This window comes from Silvanigrella aquatica, from assembly GCF_001907975.1.
In the GTDB taxonomy this organism is placed as follows: domain Bacteria; phylum Bdellovibrionota_B; class Oligoflexia; order Silvanigrellales; family Silvanigrellaceae; genus Silvanigrella; species Silvanigrella aquatica.
Window position 1 is genome coordinate 2,320,209 of the sequence record NZ_CP017834.1, and the last position, 18,854, is coordinate 2,339,062.

Sequence of the window (18,854 nt, forward strand, 5' to 3'; positions counted from 1 at the left end):
CCTCATATATATTAATTCTTTGATCTATTATTATTTCTTTGTTCCCTACTTATAGAAGAACCTCCTCCTGATTTTCCTTTGCTATTATCCTTGGTTTCTTTCCCTCTGCTTTCTGTTAATTGCTTATTTAATCGACTTCCTGGAGTCGATATTTCCTTTTTAAGTTTAGCAAGTTCGGCTTTGAAAGCATCTTTATAGGTAGTCCCTGATAAATCTTTAGTAGCTTTTGAGAGTCTATCAAAAACCTCCTGATGATATTCAGCAGGATGATTTGCCTTATGCCCTGGAAGTGATACATGATTTGCGGAATCTTTTGAAATATCCATTCCAGCTTTTTCAAACATTTCTCTAAATCGTGGCGTCCAAGGCCCACCACCTTTAGGAGACACATTATTTTTATCTGTTGCAATATGATGGATCTGAGCTTTTTGAACTTTTGCGGTCACCATAGAGGCTGCGGCAGGTGCTAACTTAGGTGCAACTGAAGTCTTCGATGCATTAAGATTTTCAATAGAAACCGGTTCTACATTTACTGTTGCGACATTTTGAACAGAAGAAACTTCATTAGCAAGTGCCGTGAGTTCAGTCAAAACATTTGGAGGGCATGTGCTATTAAGAACAGATTCTATAAAATCACATTGAACTGCTTGAACTTTCTGCAATATTGAAGCATTGGGTGATGCAAAAGCTTTATTATAAATACCAGTATTAGGAGGCGGTAAATTTTTTGAACTTAGAAATTATCATTATGTCGTAATAGGTCTGTCAATTATAATTTATTTTTTATTTAAACTAAATATAATTCGAAATAAAAGTTTTTTCTTTTCACAACCGTCTAAACTTGTATATTATTCTCTCATAATTTTATCTTTTATTTCCTATATATGCGATTCTTTGTCACAATATTATGGATTTAAAATATCAGGAATAGATTTTAGTATATTTGAAGGTTTATTACAAAATGCGATTAAAGGAAATTGGGGTTTTGAAGATATTACACAAATTTATCACTTTGGTGTTCATCAAAATTGGGTTTTATTTTTAGTACTACCCTTTTATTATATTATTCCACATCCATTATTATTAGTTACTTTATCTTCAATAATACTATGGATTCCTGGAATTCAAATTATTAAAATTGCAAAAAAATTAGGATACGACGATTCATTTGCGTATTTATCTTCAATCTGCTGGTGGACTTGCGGTTTTACTGTTCAATCTTTGCATGGAAATTTTTATCCAGAATTCTTTTACCCCTTATTTTTATTTGCAATGCTAATATCTTATTTGGATAAAAAAAATATACCAGTTATTATTTATGCCTTTTTATTTTTAAGCGTAAAAGAGGATGCTATTATTTACATAATAGGATTTTCAATTGCTATAATATTTAAAATAATTATAAATAAAGTAAAGAAATATCAACCTGAAATATCATTATATATTCACTTATTTTTAATTTTATTAAGCATATTTTTTGGATTAATTAACTTTGCTATTGTGAAGCCTTATTTTTTGAAATTGAGCAATATTCAAGAAGTTGGATATATTGGATGGTGGAAACAATGGGGTAGCACCCCTTTTGAAATTTTAGTAAATTTACTAAATAATCCAGGCATATTTACTAAATCTTTATTTGCCTCTTCAGGATGGAAAATTTTATACATACCAGTGCTTTTTATTCCGTTATTTAATTTAGAAGTTTTATTTGCTTCACTCCCAATTATATTTTTATATGGTATTTCTCAAGGAAATCCTGCAGAATACAGTTTATATTATCCTCTTGTTATATGGTCATTTGCATTATATGGTCATTTGCATTATATGGTCTTTTAAAAAGTCAATTTTTACCAAAAAAAATTCTAATAATAATACTATTATTATTGCCTCTATGGAAATCTTCATGGCTAAGTATTGAAAAAATAAATTGGGGAGAATGGAAAAATATAAATACTTATAAAATAGCAATGGATAGTTCAAAAAGTTATTGCATTCACGAAGGCCTATGGCCTTATTTAGTTAACTTAGAAATAAAAGGATTCCCATTTTTAGACGCTCAAAAAATTTTATGTACTCCTGTATTTTCAATTCATAGCTCACCTTTTCCAAATAGCGAGAAAGAATTATACAATCTTTATATTAACTTAAAAGAAGATGACTGTATTGAAAACCAAGTTGGTGGAATTATTGAAATCAAAAAAAGTAACTTTTGTTTGAATGGGAATAAGTTTTAAGCAAAATTTTATTCATTTTAAATAAAGTTAATTAATTTATATATGAAGAAAAAAATAATGAAAAATTAATTTTATATTCAATTTATCCTCTACAAATCTCAATGCGACACTTTCTTAATAAATTGAGAGCCTACACTTTTTACATTTGATTCATCGAAGACGTCGCATGCCAATTGAAAGTCATCGATATCTAAGTAACCTTTTTCATTAAGAACATCTTTTAAACGATGAAAGGAATCGACCAGCATTCCATTTTGATCCAACAGACCATCCATTTCGGCGCGTAATTTACAGACTTCTCCCCCAATGCGGGTGATGCTATCTAGTATTTGTTCAATTTGTTTCGTTAAGTTGACATTAAAACTATTGTCATCCGCTACATTTCCAGGCGGTTCTAAATCAAGGGCGTAGCTTTCAAGGTTATCATCATTGAACTCATCAAAGATGTCCTGAGTTGGATTAGACATTTTTATTCCTTCCCCTTAGCCTCATTTCTTTTCATACTTTGCACTTGTCGGAAGCTTCCTAATTGAAATAAGAGGAAAGAATGAACCTGCTGTCTCTAAATTTGGCACACAGGCTTATTTTGTGTTAAAAGGCTGTTGGTTTTGGGCTTTTTTATTTTGTTTGAAAGGATAAATTCTACATCATGTTAAATATTCTCAAGTCTCTCTTTGGAACGAAAAACGATCGAGAATTGCGAAAAATCGCACCTATTCTAACAAAAATAAACATGCTCGAATCGAAAATGCAATTGATGAGTGATGGCGAATTAAAAGCGAAAACCGCGGAATTTAAATCTCGTTATCAAAAGGGAGAAACGCTCGATTCCTTACTTGCCGAAGCCTTTGCTGTGGTTCGTGAGGCGAGTAAACGCAGTTTGGGAAAACGTCATTTCGATGTGCAGCTCATTGGCGGATATGTATTGCATCAAGGCAAAATCGCAGAAATGCGTACAGGTGAAGGAAAAACCCTGACGGCGACAGCACCAGTGTATTTAAATGCTCTTTCAGGAAAAAGCGTACACGTGGTTACGGTAAACGAGTATTTGGCTTCGTCTCAGTCCCTTGAAATGAGCAAATTATATGGCTTCCTTGGACTTACAACAGGCTGTATTCTTTCAGGAATGAGCGATCAAGAGCGTCAAGAAGCCTATTGCTGCGACGTGACTTACGCCACTAACAACGAACTTGGCTTCGACTATCTTCGCGATAACATGAAGGTTCGCTTGGAAGATTTTGTACAACGCGGTCACCATTTTACTATTGTGGATGAAGTGGACTCCATTCTTATCGATGAAGCGCGCACGCCTCTTATTATCAGTGGCCCTTCGGACACAACATCTGATAAATATCTTGTTTCAAACAATGCTATCCGTGGGTTACGTAAAGAAATTGATTACACTGTGGATGAAAAATCCCGTGCCTGCGCCCTTACCGAAGCCGGAATTTCAAAAGTTGAAAAACGCCTAAATATTGAGAATTTATTTGATCCGGAAAATAATGAGCTGGTTCATGCTTGTAATAATGCGCTCAGAGCCCATGTTTTATTTAGAAAAGATGATCATTATATTGTACAAAATGGACAAATTATTATTGTCGACGAATTTACCGGACGCCTCATGCACGGACGTCGTTTTTCCGATGGTCTTCACCAAGCTCTCGAAGCCAAAGAAAATGTGCAAATCCAACCTGAAAATCAAACTTTAGCGCAAGTCACATTACAAAATTACTTCCGCATGTATGAAAAATTATCAGGTATGACGGGAACAGCAGATACAGAAGCTGTTGAATTCCATAATATTTATAAATTAAATGTTGTGGTGATCCCCACAAATAGAAATATGATCCGTAAAGACTATGATGATGTTTTATTTTTAAAACAAGCTATTAAATTCAATGCTGTAGCAGATGAAATTGAAAAAATTCATAAAACGGGTCAACCAATTCTTGTAGGTACCGTAAGCATTGAAAAGAGTGAATTACTTTCCGAGCTTCTCAAAAAGAAGAAAATTCCTCATCAGGTTTTAAATGCAAAACACCACGAACAAGAAGCACATATTATTGCAGAAGCAGGACAAAAAAATCGCGTTACCTTATCAACCAACATGGCAGGACGCGGAACCGATATTATTTTAGGTGAAGGTGTTGCTGAACTAGGAGGCTTATACGTTATTGGTACAGAGCGTCATGAGAGCCGCCGTATTGACAATCAGCTGCGCGGGCGTTCCGGTCGTCAAGGGGATCCGGGAGCAAGTAAGTTCTTCTTGTCTTGGGAAGATGAACTCATGCGTCGTTTTAATAATAAAGCCAATCAATTTATTATGGAAAAGTTTGTCGGTGACGAAGCCATTCACGATCCGCGTCTCACCAACGTCATTAGTAAAGTACAAAAACGAGTGGAAGGCTTTAACTACGACATTCGAAAACAACTTCTACAATATGATGATGTTTTAAATCAACAAAGAAAAGCCATTTATGCTGCTCGTATGCGTATTTTGCGCAAGGAAAATGTAAAAGAAATACTTACTGGAGAACCTGTAGAAAAATTTGCGCGCACCATTTGTGATGATTTTTCGCCCCCCAGTGGTTTGCCAGGCGAACTGGTTGCCGTTGACTACAGAAATTTAGAGAGAATTTTATTCCGCAATTTCAACAAAGCCATTCCTTTTACTTCAGATGAAAGAAGAAAAGAGGAAGTCAGCCGCCTGGAATTTTATGAACTCATCACTCATAAATTAATTTCAGAATATGAAGAAAAAGAAAAACTCTTTGGTGCCGAGCAAATGCGCGACATTGAGCGCTGGGTCATGCTTCAAACCATAGATTCTTGGTGGAAGGATCACTTACTAAATATCGACCACCTCAAAGATGGCATTGGACTACGCGGTTATGCACAAAAAGATCCTCTGCAGGAATATAAAAATGAAGCCTTTGAATTATTTATCCGTTTGATCAGCGCCATTAAGCAAGATACTTTGCAAATGATTTTCCGCGTACAACCCAATTTGGCTGAAAAGTTTATTTCTGAAGCTAAGGAAGAGGTGGAAAGAAAAGCAAAGAATGAATTAAAAAATTCTCATGCTGCCCATGAAGATCCCGAAGTGGCTTTTGAAAATCGCCTTGAAGAAAAAGAAACCTTAGAGAGAAAAAGAGCTATTTATTCTTCTTAAGAAATTTATTTCATTGCAAAAAATAAGGCGCACAGAAGTGCGCCTTATTTTTTAATTTAATTTATATACTCTAATATTTTTTTAGGCAAAATAAACTTAAATGTCATTTGTTCACAGTTTTTTTGCATTAAAACTTGTCCACCTTGCATGCCAATATATTGATTTAAATAATTTAAAAGATTAGGGATACCTTGTTTATCATTATTTGCACTTCGTTGTATAGAATCTTCAACAATGGAACGGCTATCGGAAACAACAATTTCAATATCATGAACAAACTCTTTTAAAGCGATATCAATCCACTTATATTTTTTATCTTTAATAAATTGAATCGCATTTTGAAGAATAGATGAAAAGACATGAGAAATTAAAAAGGGTTTGCATTCAATTATCAAATTAGGATTTAAATCCCATGTTAAAGATAATTTAATTTGAAAAAATTTTATTTCATCATGACAAGCAGAAATTGCATTTTCAATAATTTGTTGTATAGAAACAAATTTATATTTATCATAAACAATAATATTATTTATATTATTATCCTCAGATTGAAAATATGTACATTCAGAATTTGATGAATTCGATTTTTGGTTATGTAAAAATCTTACATTACTATTGCATATTTCCATTTCATTTTTATCAAAAATATCGACCGTATTTTCAAGTAGACTATTGCTGTTAATATTTGATAATAAAAATCTATTTCTGCGCAATTCAAGTAATCTAACCACCCTATTTGCAAGAAATTTTAAATACATTTTTTCACTATCAGATAAATCATTTACCTTATTATCCATAATACATAAATAACCCAACTTATGTCCTATAGAAGAATAAATAGGTGTAGCTGCATAAAATCGAATATAAGGATGTTGAATCACGCAAGGTAAATTTGAAAATCTATTATCTAATAAAGTATCTTGAACAATAATAATATCTTCATTATCATAGCTCGTTTCAAAAAATTCAACAGGAATTTTTAAAAATCCCAAACCTTTTCCCGATCCAAAATTATCAAAACATTTAATTGATTTAAACCAAGATCGATTTTTGTCGACAAAGCTAATATAAGCTACAGGACATTTAAATACTTTAACTGCTAAATTAGTTATTTCATCAAAATCATTTTCAGGAGTAGAATTTAATATTTGATAACTTCTCAGCGTTTCAATCCGTTTTTGATCTGCAAAAGAATCACACATTCCCTGTCTCATTGAAGCCTTTTTTTTTATCATTCCATGATATCCTAAAAATAAAGTACTATTATTGAATTTAACAATATGTATGTTTTTTTAATTAAATTAATACGAATTATAAAAAGAAACGATTTAAAAATTTTGTTCTCACTTTAGCTAAACCCAAATGTGCATTTATATAGTAACGCACGTTACGTTTAAGCATTATCAAGATCTTAAGAAATAATCAAGAATATGTTTAAAATTTAGTTTATATATTATTCATATTTAAAATTAACAAAAACTTAATTATGCATATTATAATGACATTTAATTATTTAGATATTTTTTTTAAATTTATAGTTTTTTAGATTATTGCCAATTTTTTTATTTTTTTCTTGATCTAAAAAATATTTTTTTGTAAAAACATTTTATCTAATATTCTATAACTTAATACTGATTCTAAAAAATTTTCATCACAAATAATTTCTGGAAAAATAGCATGAAATGTTTGCAACACAGATATTATTTTATCCTGACCTCTTAGTGATAATGATAATATTTTTTCATTTTTTTTGATTAAGTTTTTCATATCAAAAACAGTATCATCATTATAAGATCCATTTAAATAATTTATTTTAGTATTTACAAAGTGATATGAGAAATCTTTTAGCTTACCATTTTCAATTATTTTGAATAAATATTGTGAAAAAACATCTTGCTGCATAACATCGCAATGAGGATCTAGCCAAACCTGCAAGCAAAAGCGATCTAATAGAGGACCGCTTATTTTTTGCAAATATTTTCTACTTTCCTTAGGATGACAGCGACAAGGCTTTGTTTTAGAAAACAGAAAACCGCAAGGACAAGGATTGGTAGTTGCGCACAAAATAAATTTTGCAGGATAGCGAATGCTGCCTCCGGCACGTGATAAAAATACCTCTCCTGCATCGAGTGGTTCTCGCAAAGATTCTAAACTGGGACTAGAAAACTCCGCAAGCTCATCTAAAAAAAGAACACCGCAATGCGCTAAAGAAACTTCACCCGGTTTTAAAGAACTGCCTCCCACCAAAGCAGCAGGAGTGGCCGAATGATGAGGGGAACGAAAAGGTCTTTTCACGGATCCACTTAACGAATGTATTAGCTTAACTTCTAATTGTTCTTTTTGATTTAAAGGGATTAAAAATTGAGGAATTTTTTGTAGAGAAAAACTTTTTCCAATACCTGGTTCACCCGCTACTAAAATATGATGATTGCCAAAGGCCGCAGCTAATAGAGAAATACAAACTTTTGGATTTTTCATTAACAATAAAATATTCTCTTCAATATCAGAAACAAAGAAGCTTGATTTTTCAAAAAACTGTAATTGATTTTTTATAATAGAAATCTTTTTATCTGAAAGTTTTTCCTTATTTTTTTGAACATTTATATCCTTCATTTTTCGTTTATTAAGCCATTCTAAAAGAGTCGCATAAAATTGTAAATTGTCATTCTCTGACATATTATTATTTGCTTTTGGTAAGCAAAGACACATTGATTCCTTTTCCTGACTCAATGCCGATTCATAAATTAAAGCATTTTGGACTTCTTTTAATTGCCCTGAAAGAGAAAGTTCGCCAGCTAAAAATTCTTTTTCCGGAGCGCACAAACTTTGCTGATTTTCTTGTTCTTCAAATAGAGCATAAATAATAGATGCAGCGACTGCAAAATCCAATTGAGAAAAAGGAATGCGCGACATTTTAATCAGCTCATTGGGTGTGATATTCACAACAACTCTACGGGCAGGAATAGATATCCCAGTTGACTCCAATGCCGACCGCACGCGTTCCCGCATGTCGCGCGTGGCCTCTGTTCCTAAACCCAAAATATTGAGACCTGAAAAGCCATTTCCTAATACAGTTTCTATTTCTACAGGGAATATTTCTACTCCAACTAGCAAATAAGAGAATGTTTTTGCCATATGAACCTCCTAAATCACGCAATGTAAAAAGTTTTTAAAAACTTTTATGTGAAAATTAGACGAATTCGGGCAAAAAAACGGGGCATGCACAAAAAATGAACAAAGGGAGACTTAGAACTTTTCAAGCCCTTTAGCGAAGTCCTCTCAAGCTCTCTTTTCTCTTACCGATAAGACATATCAGTATAAAACGATTGGGGAATTTGAATATGGCGAAAACGGTTTTGATTGTAGATGACGTTCCCACGGTTCGGAATCTCGCAAAATTTGCTTTAACAAAAGCGGGCTTTGTCATATTGGAAGCTGAAAATGGCTCGGTAGGTTTGGCAGTTGCAAAATCAAAACAGATTGATCTCGTCATCTCCGCACTCAATATGCCCGTGATGGGCGGATTTGATTTAGCAAAAGCGATGAAAGCAGATCCTAAAACGCAAAACATCCCTATTTTTATTTTAACCAAAGATACGAATCCCGATGATGCTCAAATTGGAAAAGAAATTGGCATAAGAGCCTGGATTATTAAGCCTTTTGTCCCAGATAAACTATTAGCGGCTGTAAAAAAAGCGCTTGAATAAAATAATTAAAATAATTCTTTAAGCTCTTCATATCCTCCTGGATTGGCAAATCGGGTTGATTTCACACCTTTATGAACCAGAAACATTTCCGCTTTTTCGGCACGCCCCCCCGATTTGCAGTAAATATAAACTTCTTTATCTTTTGGAATTTCTTGGAAACGGGTTTCTAATTCTGCCATGGGAATATTTATGCTTCCTTTCAGAGTCCCTCCAGAACACTCATTGGCATCACGGACATCAAGTAAAACTTTCTTGCTGACATCGCCGCTTTTATACATCACCGCAAATTCTTTACAGTTTAGCTTCATCGTGAACTCCTGTTTCTATTTTCTCAAAAACATTTTTGTAGCAAGTTTTTTATGATGCAACACTATCCATTGGCACGAATCCTTTAATTAATATAATGGTCATAGTGGCGTAAAAACATATTTACCCCAAAAGCCGATCGAGGTCATCTGTATGCCTTCAAGTATTCTACAAAAATTTAGAAATGTAGGAAGACTCACCAACATAGTTAATATTCTTGCACGCTATGGCTTCAAACGTGAAATTCAACGCACAGAACTTGGCGATTTACTGAATCATTCTCCAGATGAAGCACAATCTCAAGAAAACACGACAAATTATCATTTTTCTCGTGCAAAACGATTGTCTATGGCTTTTGAAGAGCTGGGACCTACTTTTGTAAAGTTAGCGCAGTTGCTTTCCTCAAGAGAAGATCTCATTCCAAAACATTATGTTGAAGAATTCAAACGCCTTTGCGATAAAGTAAAACCCATTCCCCCCGAAATTGTTGAAAAAACTCTTGCTTCCGAATTGCCACCGGATCTTTTAGCTGAAATTGCCCATTTTAATTACACTCCTATAGGCTCCGCAAGCATCGGGCAGGTTCATAGGGCAAAGCTCACCGATGGCAGCAATGTGGTTTTTAAAGTACAACGCCCCGATGTCGATGTTATAATCAACAATGATCTCGCTATATTAATGACTTTAGCCACCATTTTAGAAACAGCCCTTCCCGAATTAAAACAATTGCGTCCTACTGTTATCGTTTCCGAACTCAGACGATCTCTCATGAACGAACTCGATTATTCCCGAGAAGCTGCCAATACGGAAAGAATGCGCCATTTTTTTAAAGATCATGAAAATATTATTATCCCAAGCATTTATTATAAATATTGCACCTCAAAAATACTTTGTATGAGCGAAATGTATGGAACAAAACTCACCGATAATATTAAAATTGAAAACGGATCTTCCCTTGTTCGCATTGGTGTTGAAGCTTTTCTCGATATGACTTTTCAATTTGGCATATTTCATGGCGATTTGCATCCCGGGAATTTAATTCTGAGAGAAGATGGCAAGCTGGCCATCATCGATTTTGGTCTGACTGTTCGCCTCAAGCGCGATTTGCGCAATACCCTTGCCTTTATGTTTTATGCCCTTTCGAAGCACGATGTTGAGACCTGCGCACGACTTTTTGTCGAATTAACTGAAAAAGATGATCTTACTATTAGCTCACAATTAGAATCAGAAATTGCTGAAATTCTCGATAGCGTCATTTCTGTTCCCGTCCAGGAACTGCGCTTAGGCCGCACTCTTATGAGAATTGCGCGGGTTGCGGCTAGCCGAAATGCACCCATGGAAAGAGATTTAATCCTATTTTTTAGAGCCTTAATTGCATTAGAAAACTTTGGTAGAAGCCTCGATCCTCACTTTCAAATTCTAGAATTTGCTACGGAATATTATGAAAAAAATTCTCTGTTGCAATTTGATAAAAAATGGCTGGAAAGAAACATAGGGCTTGCCATGCACGATTCAGGAGCATTTATCAAGGATCTCCCCATAACACTCCGAATTTTGGCAAAAAAATTACAAAGTGGTACTTTAACCTTTCAGTTTAAAAGTGAAGACATTATATTTTTAACAAGAGAACTCGATCGCGCATCAAATAGGCTTAGCCTTGCCATATTATTAGGATCCATTGTGTTAGGGAGTAGTATTGCTACTTATGGAAAACAAGGTAGACTGTACGACTTCCTAGCTACCTTTGGGTTGATTGGCTTTGGAACGGCGGTCATTCTAGGATTGTGGCTCATTATAGGAATTATTCGATCAGGGCGGTTTAAGTAAAATTTTATGCTACCAGGTTTTTGTGTCGACATATGGCTGTGTTACGGAAGCTTCTCCTATGGATTTGAAAGTGAAATTCATGAGTTTGGAGAAAACGAACTGGCATTGTCTTTACAAACTCAATCCGATGAACAAGCCGATCAAGTAGAGTCTTTTTTTGAGCAAGTGGTTGAAAAACCAAAAGGCTTATTGCGCGTCGAACTGCGCGTCTACGGACCCGATAAACTTTTCAAGCGCCACAATATCAATGGTCCTGTTTACTTATTTACAGACATGGTTCCCAAGCAAGCACCAAAACACAGAGGCTCACCCATATTAAAATTCTTTTCCATTAAAGGCATTTCCCCGGCCAACTCCGAGAGCTGGATAAAACTTGTCCGTCAAATTTGGAATCAAGGGCAACAAAAACCTACTTAAAAAAGATAGAATAAAAAAAGAATTGTTACTTTGTAAAAAGTCAACGCCATAAAATTTCCATTGTCCTTGGAGGAATCACCTTGCGACAAAAAACAATTTATAAAAAAATCTATATATTCGTTGTTACTTTAGTATTTTTTTGGCCTCTATTTAGCAAGGGGGAAGCTACAGAACTGCGCAGAGTTGTAAATGGCGAAGAAGTCTATGAGCCAAAAAAAGAAGATGCTAAAAAAGAAAAAAACAAAAAAGAAATGAGTAAAGACAAAGAAAAATCAAAAGAAACCAAAAAAACTGCAGAGCCTAAAAAAGGTGAAGAGAGCCACGCGATAAAAAAAGATGAAAAAAAGACTGAAGATAGTCACGCTATGAAAAAAGATGAAAAAAAGACTGAAGACAGTCACGCTATGAAAAAAGACGAAAAAAAGAGTGAAGACAGTCATGCTATGAAAAAAGACGAGAAAATGGGTGAAGACAGTCATGCTATGAAAAAGGAGGAAGGAAAGAGCGAAGAAGGTCACGCGATGAAAAAAGACGAGAAAATGGGTGAAGACAGTCATGCTATGAAAAAGGAGGAAGGAAAGAGCGAAGACAGTCATGGGATGAAAAAAGATGAAAAAATGGGTGAAGAAAAATCCCTGATGAAAAAATATAAATCAAATAAAGTTGTAACCTCCGAAGAGGAAGACCATTACGAAGTTCATAAGCCTATTGGTATTATTTGGTTTTTTAGTGTTTTTGTGGTATTGCTGGTTGTGATTTTTGTTTTTACTTAACAAACAAACTCAAATTTATTTGAAAGCATTCCCATGAGCGAAAAAACAATATTTGAAAAAATTTTACAAGGTGAAATTCCTTGCAAGCCCGTTTATGAAGACGAATACACCTTTGCCTTTAATGACATCAATCCTCAAGCCCCCGTTCATATTCTCATCATTCCTAAAAAGAAAATAGTCAACGTTGCCGAATCGAACGAAACAGACATTGAACAAATGGGACGCGTCCTCTACACCGCTAAAAAAGTCGCCGAATTAACGGGCATTGCTAAAACCGGCTACCGCCTTGTCATGAACAACGGTGATCACGGTGGCCAAACCGTTTATTATATGCACTGCCATGTGCTGGGCGGAAGAAGTTTAGCATGGCCTCCAGGGTGAGGGGTATTCCTTTTTTTGGAATTATAGCTGCGCTTGAAAAGCATCAAATTTAAGATTTCTACGTGAACCTGCACTGGTAATTGCCAATTGTCCCTTTGAATTTATTCCCACTACTTTTGTTCTGTCTAAATATAATTGAATATATCCCTCTGTATTAAGTACCCACTTTTGGTCATTATTCATACTACAATTATTGATATACAATGAATTATCAGAACCTAATGTCAAACATGAGTTGTATTTCATTCTTGTTTTAAACTGCTTTTCATCATTATCATAACCCCATACCTGTTCTCTGCTTTTTTTGCATTCTTCTTGAGTTACAAGACCATCTTGATTTGCCGTTATACAATTTGTCTTTTTAATTTCAGATATATTTTGTAAACGAATGTTTTGTTCTGGAGATAAATAAGGAGAAGTCCAATCGATATTAAATTTTTGTGTTATCTGAGGTAAAATATAAGAATCTGTATTAATGAAAAATTTAGATACCAACATACCAGCAGGAATAACAGTTCCTAAAATCACAGATGTTGTTGCTCTTGTGCCTATTTCAAAAGTGGAGGTCCCTAATGCATATTGATCCGCTTTATAGATTGCTTGAAAAGAAGGGGTAAAAGATTTGTAGCCAATGGCAGAAATCTTATTTTTATTTGTTGTCCAGGTTGAATCCCACAAAGCGCCGGAAAAGTAACAAAAATTGAAGTCTCTTCGTGTTAAGAAATCACAAATTTTATTATCCAACTTCGAATCCCAAACCCAAGAGGCATTATCATCATAACTTCCATTTTCAACTGAATATTCTTGAGTTTTAAAAGAAACATCTCTTCTATCTGTGACCTGAATCGAAGCACCTAAATCTACGGAACCACCTGCTTCTTCACTTGCTTTTAAATTTCCAGACAAACCCACAGTCATGCCATGGCTTTCGACAACAATACTTTCGGGATTGGTATTTTGTGGAAACGATTCTATCAAACTCGCTTTATTTTCAGGTGTTAAATGCTTTATCCAAAATTCATATTTATTTGCAAAAGGACCTACAAACTCTCTTCTATTCGCCCACGATTGCCACCAATTGTAACCTTGTCCCAACTCCTCAGCTAAATGCCATCCCGTTCCTCCTTCTTCTAAAGGAGATACCGTAATCATCACATACTTTCCGTTTTCAGTTCTAGTGACATCGCCTGTCTTATCATCTACTTTTAAAAGTTCTTTCGATCCCGACATATCTATTTTATAATTTAATTCTAAAAAAGCATTTGAATTACAATAATCTCTTGTATTATTATAACCATTATCATAATAAATTCTCATAGGGCATTTTAAATTTCTCCTAATTAATGCAATATTTACAGCATTTCCATTCATAAAATTTTTAGCTGTATTAAATTTTTTTGTACCAATTTTTTTTTCATCATAATTTTTATTTTCATTTAATCTTAAGATATTATTTAATTCTTCATTTGTATTAGCATCTTGTAAAACAATATATTTTGCACCCTCAATTGTTTTCTTTATTATGACATAATTTCCACTTATTTGTACTCCTCCTAATTGCCCCATTATCGACATGAGTTTTTCTGAGTTAGAATTATTTCTTAAGTCAAAAATAATGACTTTATTTTCATCGTATTTTTCAAATATATTAATATTCTTAAGATCATCAATAGAAGTTAGTAGCAACTGATGACTTAATTTTGAACTCAAACTTTGTTGATTTTTAATTCCTTCTTTTTCAAATTTAGCACACCCAGTGGCTATAGCTAAAGATAAACTCAAAAAAAACAAAGAATTATTAAATTTATGATACATGTAAGCTCCTTTTATTACAATAAAAAACAATTTATAAATTAATATCTTCACAAAAAAATATTTCATTATAAATGAGGGATTTTCAATTATATATTTTTTAATAAGTTTTAATTTCCCATACTTATTTTAAATGGGATAGATATGCTGAAGAGCATTGTCTTGCGTCCCTGAAACGAAGAAAATGAACTAAAAAATACAAACCAATTAATAGCACATAATTTTCAATATTAAATATTTATTTCATTTAAATTAAAATAAATTAAATTTATTTGTATAGTAAAAAAATGATTAAATATGAATATAAATCGAAAAAGTAGTTATATTATTATTTGGTTAAGGGTATCTATAAAAACTCAAAAAAGGGGAGTCTCTCCTGATTTATGCAAGCTCTTTGGAAATTTTATGCCTAATTTAAATAACACTCTATTTTTTTAAATAATTTATTATAGTTTTGCCTGAAAAGCTTCAAATACTGTTCCTTTTTGGGAATCCATATGAAACAGCTTCAGTTCTCCATTTTTATCTTGCCCAATCACTTTTGTTTTATTGGAATATAATTGAATAAATCCTTCTTTATTTAAAATCCATTTTTGATTATTATCCATTGAACATTCTTTAATTAATAATTCATTATTTGAATTTAACGTCAAACATGAATTTGCAATTAAGCGGGTTTTAAATATCTTTTCATCATTGTCATAGCCCCAAACTTGAGATCGACTTTCTTTACATCTTTCTTGATTTATTCTGCCATTTATACTTACGGTAAGACACTTCGTATTATTAATATCAGACATATTTTGAAGTCTGATATTTTGCTCCGACGCAAAATAGGGGGAACTCCAATCCACACTTAAAACTTGCGAGACCGAGGGCATTGTATAGGTATCTAAAACAGTTCTAAATAAAGAAACAGCGACAATGGGAACAATCGATCCTATAATCACTCCTGTTTCCACATTTGTTCCCACCTCAAATGTGGAGATATCAGTCACTTCTTTTTTTGCTTTATAAATCGCCTGAAAGGAAGGAGTAAATGATTTATGGCTAAGTGCTGAAAATTTATTCTTGTTTGAGGTCCAGCTCGTATCCCATAAAAAACCTGTAAAGTAACAAAAACTAATATCCTTACGCGTTAAATAATCACATAATTTTTCATTAACTTTTGCATTCCAAGCCCAAATGGCGTTATTGTCATAGCTTTCATTTTCAACAGTATATTCTTGCGTTTTAAAGGAGACATCTCTTCGATCTGCAATTTGAACCGATGTTCCTAAATCCACATTAGCAGAAGGAAGACCTTTGCTATCGATACCTCCTTTTAAGGCTCCTGATAATCCAACTGTAACGCCATGGCTTTCGACCACATTGCTTTCTGGATTGGTATTTTGTGGAAAGGTTTCGACTAAACGAACTCCCTCTGTTTTATTTAAATGTCTTATCCAAAACTGATATTTATTTGCAAAAGGTCCTACAAAATCCCATCTATTTGCCCAGGATTCAAACCAATTGTGCTCCTGATGAATTTGGTTTGTCAAATGCCAACCCGTTCCCCCTTCTTCCGTAGGAGAAACCGTGATCATTAAATATTTGCCATTTTCCGTTTTTATAATACGTCCTGTTTTTAAATCTTCTTTTAACGTCGCTTTAGATCCGGACATATCTATTTTATAATTTAATTCTACAAAAGCTTTTGAATTACAATAGTCTCTTTTTTCATCATAATTTGTAGTTTTTGTTTGATAAAATTTTCTCATAGGACATTGTCTATTTCTAGCTAATAAAGTCACAGTTGCCACACTGCTGTTTAAAAAATTTTTCTCTGGGTCAAATCCTACTTTATTTGTTTTTTTTCTATTTGAATTTTTATTATTTATTTTTATCAATAAACTATTTAATTCTTCTGCTGTAGGAATATCTTGTAATACGGTATAATGAGAACCCTCGATGGTTTTTTTAATAATGACATAATTTGCATAAATTTGTAATCCTCCTAATTTTCCCATTAAGGACAAGAGTTCATCTGAATTAAATTTATTTCTTAAGTCCATAACAATAATTTCGTTTTCATCATATTTTTCATTAATATTATTATTTTTAATATCTTCAATTGATGATAAAATTAATTGTCTACTTAATACGGAATTAAAATTTTTTTGATTATTATATTTTATATTGTCATCATTTTCAAATTTACCGCAACTAGTTACAAAGTTTAAATAAAAAATTGAAAAAAATAAAAAAATATTAGATTTATAATTCATAAATAATCCCCGTATTATATTAATTTATTTTTACTGTATCATGACTAATATAAGAAACAGGGATTGTCAATAAGAAAAAAACTATGGATTAATTTATAAATCAGCTTGAAAAGCACTTAATGATAATGGAGTAACCTCATTTGAACCCATTGAAATGAGTTTTAATTTTCCATCATTTTTATCCGCTGCAATAATTTTTTCCTCACCAAATTTTGTTTTAATGAAGAAACTATTGCCATCATTAGAATTTTCTTTATAAGAAAACTTTTGATTATTATTAAAATTACACTCTTCTAAATGAATTATACTTTCTGAATTTACTGCTAAGCAATAACCATTTTTTGAACGAGATTTAAATTGATTTGTATCGTTATCATATCCCCATGCTATAGCTCTTTCTCCTTTAATACAGTCATCTAAAAACACAGAGTTATCATTTTTAACAGCAACACATTTTGTTGTATAAATTGATGAAACATCTTGTAACCTTAAAGTTTGTTCCGAGGCAAAATAAGGAGAGCTCCAATCCACAGAAAAAGATCTTGTCACATTAGGCATCGTATATGTATCTAATTCGTGCTTATGAAATAAAGGAATCATTGAAATGATTGCAGGAGAAGGAATGGAGTAGGAGTATCCTAATAAAACCCCCGCATCAGCATTGGTACCTAATTCAAAAGTAGATATCCCATTCTCATCAGATTTTGTTTTAAAAATAGCCTGAATAGAGGGCGTAAAAGCTTTATGACTGATAGCCGAAAATTTATCTTTTCTAGAAATCATATACGATTCAAAAATTGTGCTCGAAAAATAGCATGCCGAGTTCATATCTCTATACGAAAGATACTCGCAAATTTTTTCATCTACTTTTGCATTCCAAATCCATTCTGCCTTGCTATCATAGCTATTATTTTCAACAGAATATTCTTGAGTTTTGTAGGACACGTCTTTTCTATTTGTCATCTGCATCGAAGCGCCTAAATCAATATTACCGGAAGGATTTCCTTTAGCATCAATTCCACCTTTCAAACCTCCCGATAACCCCACAGTAAATCCACGACTTTCTGTTACTGAAAACTCTGGATTTGAGTTTTGTGGATAGGTCTCAACCAAAGTAACATTGTTGTTATTTGTGATATGTTTTATCCAAAAACGATATTTATTTGCAAAAGGTGCTAGATATTGATACCAAGTTGAAAATCCTGACCAATGCATAGTTTGTGTCATATCATCTGCCATATGCCATCCTGTTCCTCCTTCTTCTTGAGGAGAAAGTGTAATCATTAAATATTTTCCACTTTCTGTTTTTGTAATTTTTCCTGTGGCAGGATCTTTTACTTCAGTGAACTTGGAACCCGACATATCAATTTTATAATTTAATTCAACAAACGCGTTATTATCACAATAATCTTTTTGATATAAATCTTTACTATATCCATAATATAATCTCATAGGACATGATAAATTTTTACCAACTATTTTTATAGTTGCCTGAGATCCATTTAAAATATCGACATCGGAATGAGCCATTTTAAATTTTAATTTCGGAATGAGAACATCTAATTCTTGTTCCGTTGGAATATTCTCAAACAAAGTGTACTCAGGTCCCTTGTGTCCTTTTCTGAGTAAAACAAAGTTTTCTTGAAAACTGAGAGCACCCGTTTTAGACATTAAAGATATTAACTTTTTTTTCTCGTTTTCATCTGCTTTAGTTAAATCAAATAAAAGTGTTTCATGCCGATCAAACAATTCTTTAATACTATTAAGATCAGCAGAACTTGCAATTTTTATATAATTTTTTGAATTTTGACATATCTCATCGCGCTCATTGAGTTCAATATTTTTTTCCACTGATCTTGAAGCGTCTTTCGCAAAGCTTTGCTGCGATACCACTATCAAACTTGATAAAAGTAATGAATATTTTAATTTATTCCCCATTTTAAGCCTCCTAAAGCAAT

The 18,854-nt window shown here is 33.0% G+C and carries 16 protein-coding genes; 8 read left to right on the plus strand and 8 right to left on the minus strand.

What is annotated here, in order from left to right; all coding sequences use genetic code 11:
- Nucleotides 1-11 precede the first annotated feature (11 nt).
- Nucleotides 12-662 (minus strand): AHH domain-containing protein, encoded by a 651-nt coding sequence (locus tag AXG55_RS09790; protein ID WP_148697941.1) that lies wholly within the window; start codon nucleotides 660-662, stop codon nucleotides 12-14.
- A 232-nt stretch (nucleotides 663-894) separates the two neighbouring features.
- Between AXG55_RS09790 and AXG55_RS09795 the strand changes: the two genes are divergently transcribed.
- Together AXG55_RS09795 and AXG55_RS09800 are read left to right on the plus strand one after the other, a co-directional pair.
- Nucleotides 895-1,836 carry a DUF2079 domain-containing protein gene (locus AXG55_RS09795; protein ID WP_233231134.1) on the plus strand — a complete coding sequence of 314 codons (942 nt, stop codon included), beginning with the start codon at nucleotides 895-897 and terminating at the stop codon, nucleotides 1,834-1,836.
- Nucleotides 1,837-1,883: 47 nt separating this feature from the next.
- A complete protein-coding gene (locus AXG55_RS09800; protein ID WP_148697943.1) occupies nucleotides 1,884-2,234 on the plus strand; it encodes a hypothetical protein in 351 nt (116 codons plus the stop codon).
- A gap of 98 nt (nucleotides 2,235-2,332) precedes the next feature.
- On the opposite strand, the gene AXG55_RS09805 is transcribed toward AXG55_RS09800, so the two are convergent.
- Nucleotides 2,333-2,701, minus strand: coding sequence for a hypothetical protein (locus AXG55_RS09805; RefSeq protein ID WP_148697944.1), 369 nt, complete (start codon nucleotides 2,699-2,701; stop codon nucleotides 2,333-2,335).
- Nucleotides 2,702-2,883: 182 nt separating this feature from the next.
- On the opposite strand from AXG55_RS09805, the gene secA reads away from it, so the two are divergent.
- Nucleotides 2,884-5,406, plus strand: coding sequence for a preprotein translocase subunit SecA (gene secA / locus AXG55_RS09810; RefSeq protein ID WP_148697945.1), 2,523 nt, complete (start codon nucleotides 2,884-2,886; stop codon nucleotides 5,404-5,406).
- Between the two features lie 56 nt (nucleotides 5,407-5,462).
- Here secA and AXG55_RS09815 read toward each other — a convergent pair whose 3' ends face one another.
- Together AXG55_RS09815 and AXG55_RS09820 are read right to left on the minus strand one after the other, a co-directional pair.
- Complete coding sequence (locus AXG55_RS09815; RefSeq protein ID WP_148697946.1) at nucleotides 5,463-6,641, minus strand: GAF domain-containing sensor histidine kinase; 1,179 nt, start codon at nucleotides 6,639-6,641, stop codon at nucleotides 5,463-5,465.
- A 343-nt stretch (nucleotides 6,642-6,984) separates the two neighbouring features.
- Nucleotides 6,985-8,541 (minus strand): ATP-binding protein, encoded by a 1,557-nt coding sequence (locus AXG55_RS09820; protein ID WP_148697947.1) that lies wholly within the window; start codon nucleotides 8,539-8,541, stop codon nucleotides 6,985-6,987.
- Between the two features lie 206 nt (nucleotides 8,542-8,747).
- Here AXG55_RS09820 and AXG55_RS09825 point away from each other — a divergent pair, with 206 nt between their 5' ends.
- Nucleotides 8,748-9,113, plus strand: a complete 366-nt coding sequence (locus AXG55_RS09825) for a response regulator (protein WP_148697948.1) — start codon at nucleotides 8,748-8,750, stop codon at nucleotides 9,111-9,113.
- A gap of 5 nt (nucleotides 9,114-9,118) precedes the next feature.
- On the opposite strand, the gene AXG55_RS09830 is transcribed toward AXG55_RS09825, so the two are convergent.
- Nucleotides 9,119-9,421, minus strand: a complete 303-nt coding sequence (locus tag AXG55_RS09830) for a rhodanese-like domain-containing protein (RefSeq protein ID WP_148697949.1) — start codon at nucleotides 9,419-9,421, stop codon at nucleotides 9,119-9,121.
- A gap of 151 nt (nucleotides 9,422-9,572) precedes the next feature.
- On the opposite strand from AXG55_RS09830, the gene AXG55_RS09835 reads away from it, so the two are divergent.
- The 4 genes from AXG55_RS09835 (at nucleotide 9,573) to AXG55_RS09850 (ending at nucleotide 12,817) form a co-directional block, all read left to right on the plus strand.
- Nucleotides 9,573-11,246 (plus strand): ABC1 kinase family protein, encoded by a 1,674-nt coding sequence (locus AXG55_RS09835; RefSeq protein WP_148697950.1) that lies wholly within the window; start codon nucleotides 9,573-9,575, stop codon nucleotides 11,244-11,246.
- Between the two features lie 6 nt (nucleotides 11,247-11,252).
- Nucleotides 11,253-11,663 carry a hypothetical protein gene (locus AXG55_RS09840; RefSeq protein WP_148697951.1) on the plus strand — a complete coding sequence of 137 codons (411 nt, stop codon included), beginning with the start codon at nucleotides 11,253-11,255 and terminating at the stop codon, nucleotides 11,661-11,663.
- 80 nt (nucleotides 11,664-11,743) lie between these two features.
- Nucleotides 11,744-12,436 (plus strand): hypothetical protein, encoded by a 693-nt coding sequence (locus AXG55_RS09845; RefSeq protein WP_148697952.1) that lies wholly within the window; start codon nucleotides 11,744-11,746, stop codon nucleotides 12,434-12,436.
- A 33-nt stretch (nucleotides 12,437-12,469) separates the two neighbouring features.
- Nucleotides 12,470-12,817 carry a histidine triad nucleotide-binding protein gene (locus AXG55_RS09850; RefSeq protein WP_148697953.1) on the plus strand — a complete coding sequence of 116 codons (348 nt, stop codon included), beginning with the start codon at nucleotides 12,470-12,472 and terminating at the stop codon, nucleotides 12,815-12,817.
- Nucleotides 12,818-12,838: 21 nt separating this feature from the next.
- On the opposite strand, the gene AXG55_RS09855 is transcribed toward AXG55_RS09850, so the two are convergent.
- From AXG55_RS09855 to AXG55_RS09865, 3 genes are all read right to left on the minus strand, one after another.
- Nucleotides 12,839-14,632: a leukocidin family pore-forming toxin gene (locus tag AXG55_RS09855; protein WP_233231135.1), complete on the minus strand. Its 1,794-nt coding sequence runs from the start codon at nucleotides 14,630-14,632 to the stop codon at nucleotides 12,839-12,841.
- A gap of 443 nt (nucleotides 14,633-15,075) precedes the next feature.
- Nucleotides 15,076-16,896 (minus strand): leukocidin family pore-forming toxin, encoded by a 1,821-nt coding sequence (locus tag AXG55_RS09860; RefSeq protein WP_148697955.1) that lies wholly within the window; start codon nucleotides 16,894-16,896, stop codon nucleotides 15,076-15,078.
- 93 nt (nucleotides 16,897-16,989) lie between these two features.
- On the minus strand, nucleotides 16,990-18,834 hold the full coding sequence (locus tag AXG55_RS09865) for a leukocidin family pore-forming toxin (protein ID WP_233231136.1): 1,845 nt from the start codon (nucleotides 18,832-18,834) through the stop codon (nucleotides 16,990-16,992).
- Between the last annotated feature and the right edge of the window lie 20 nt (nucleotides 18,835-18,854).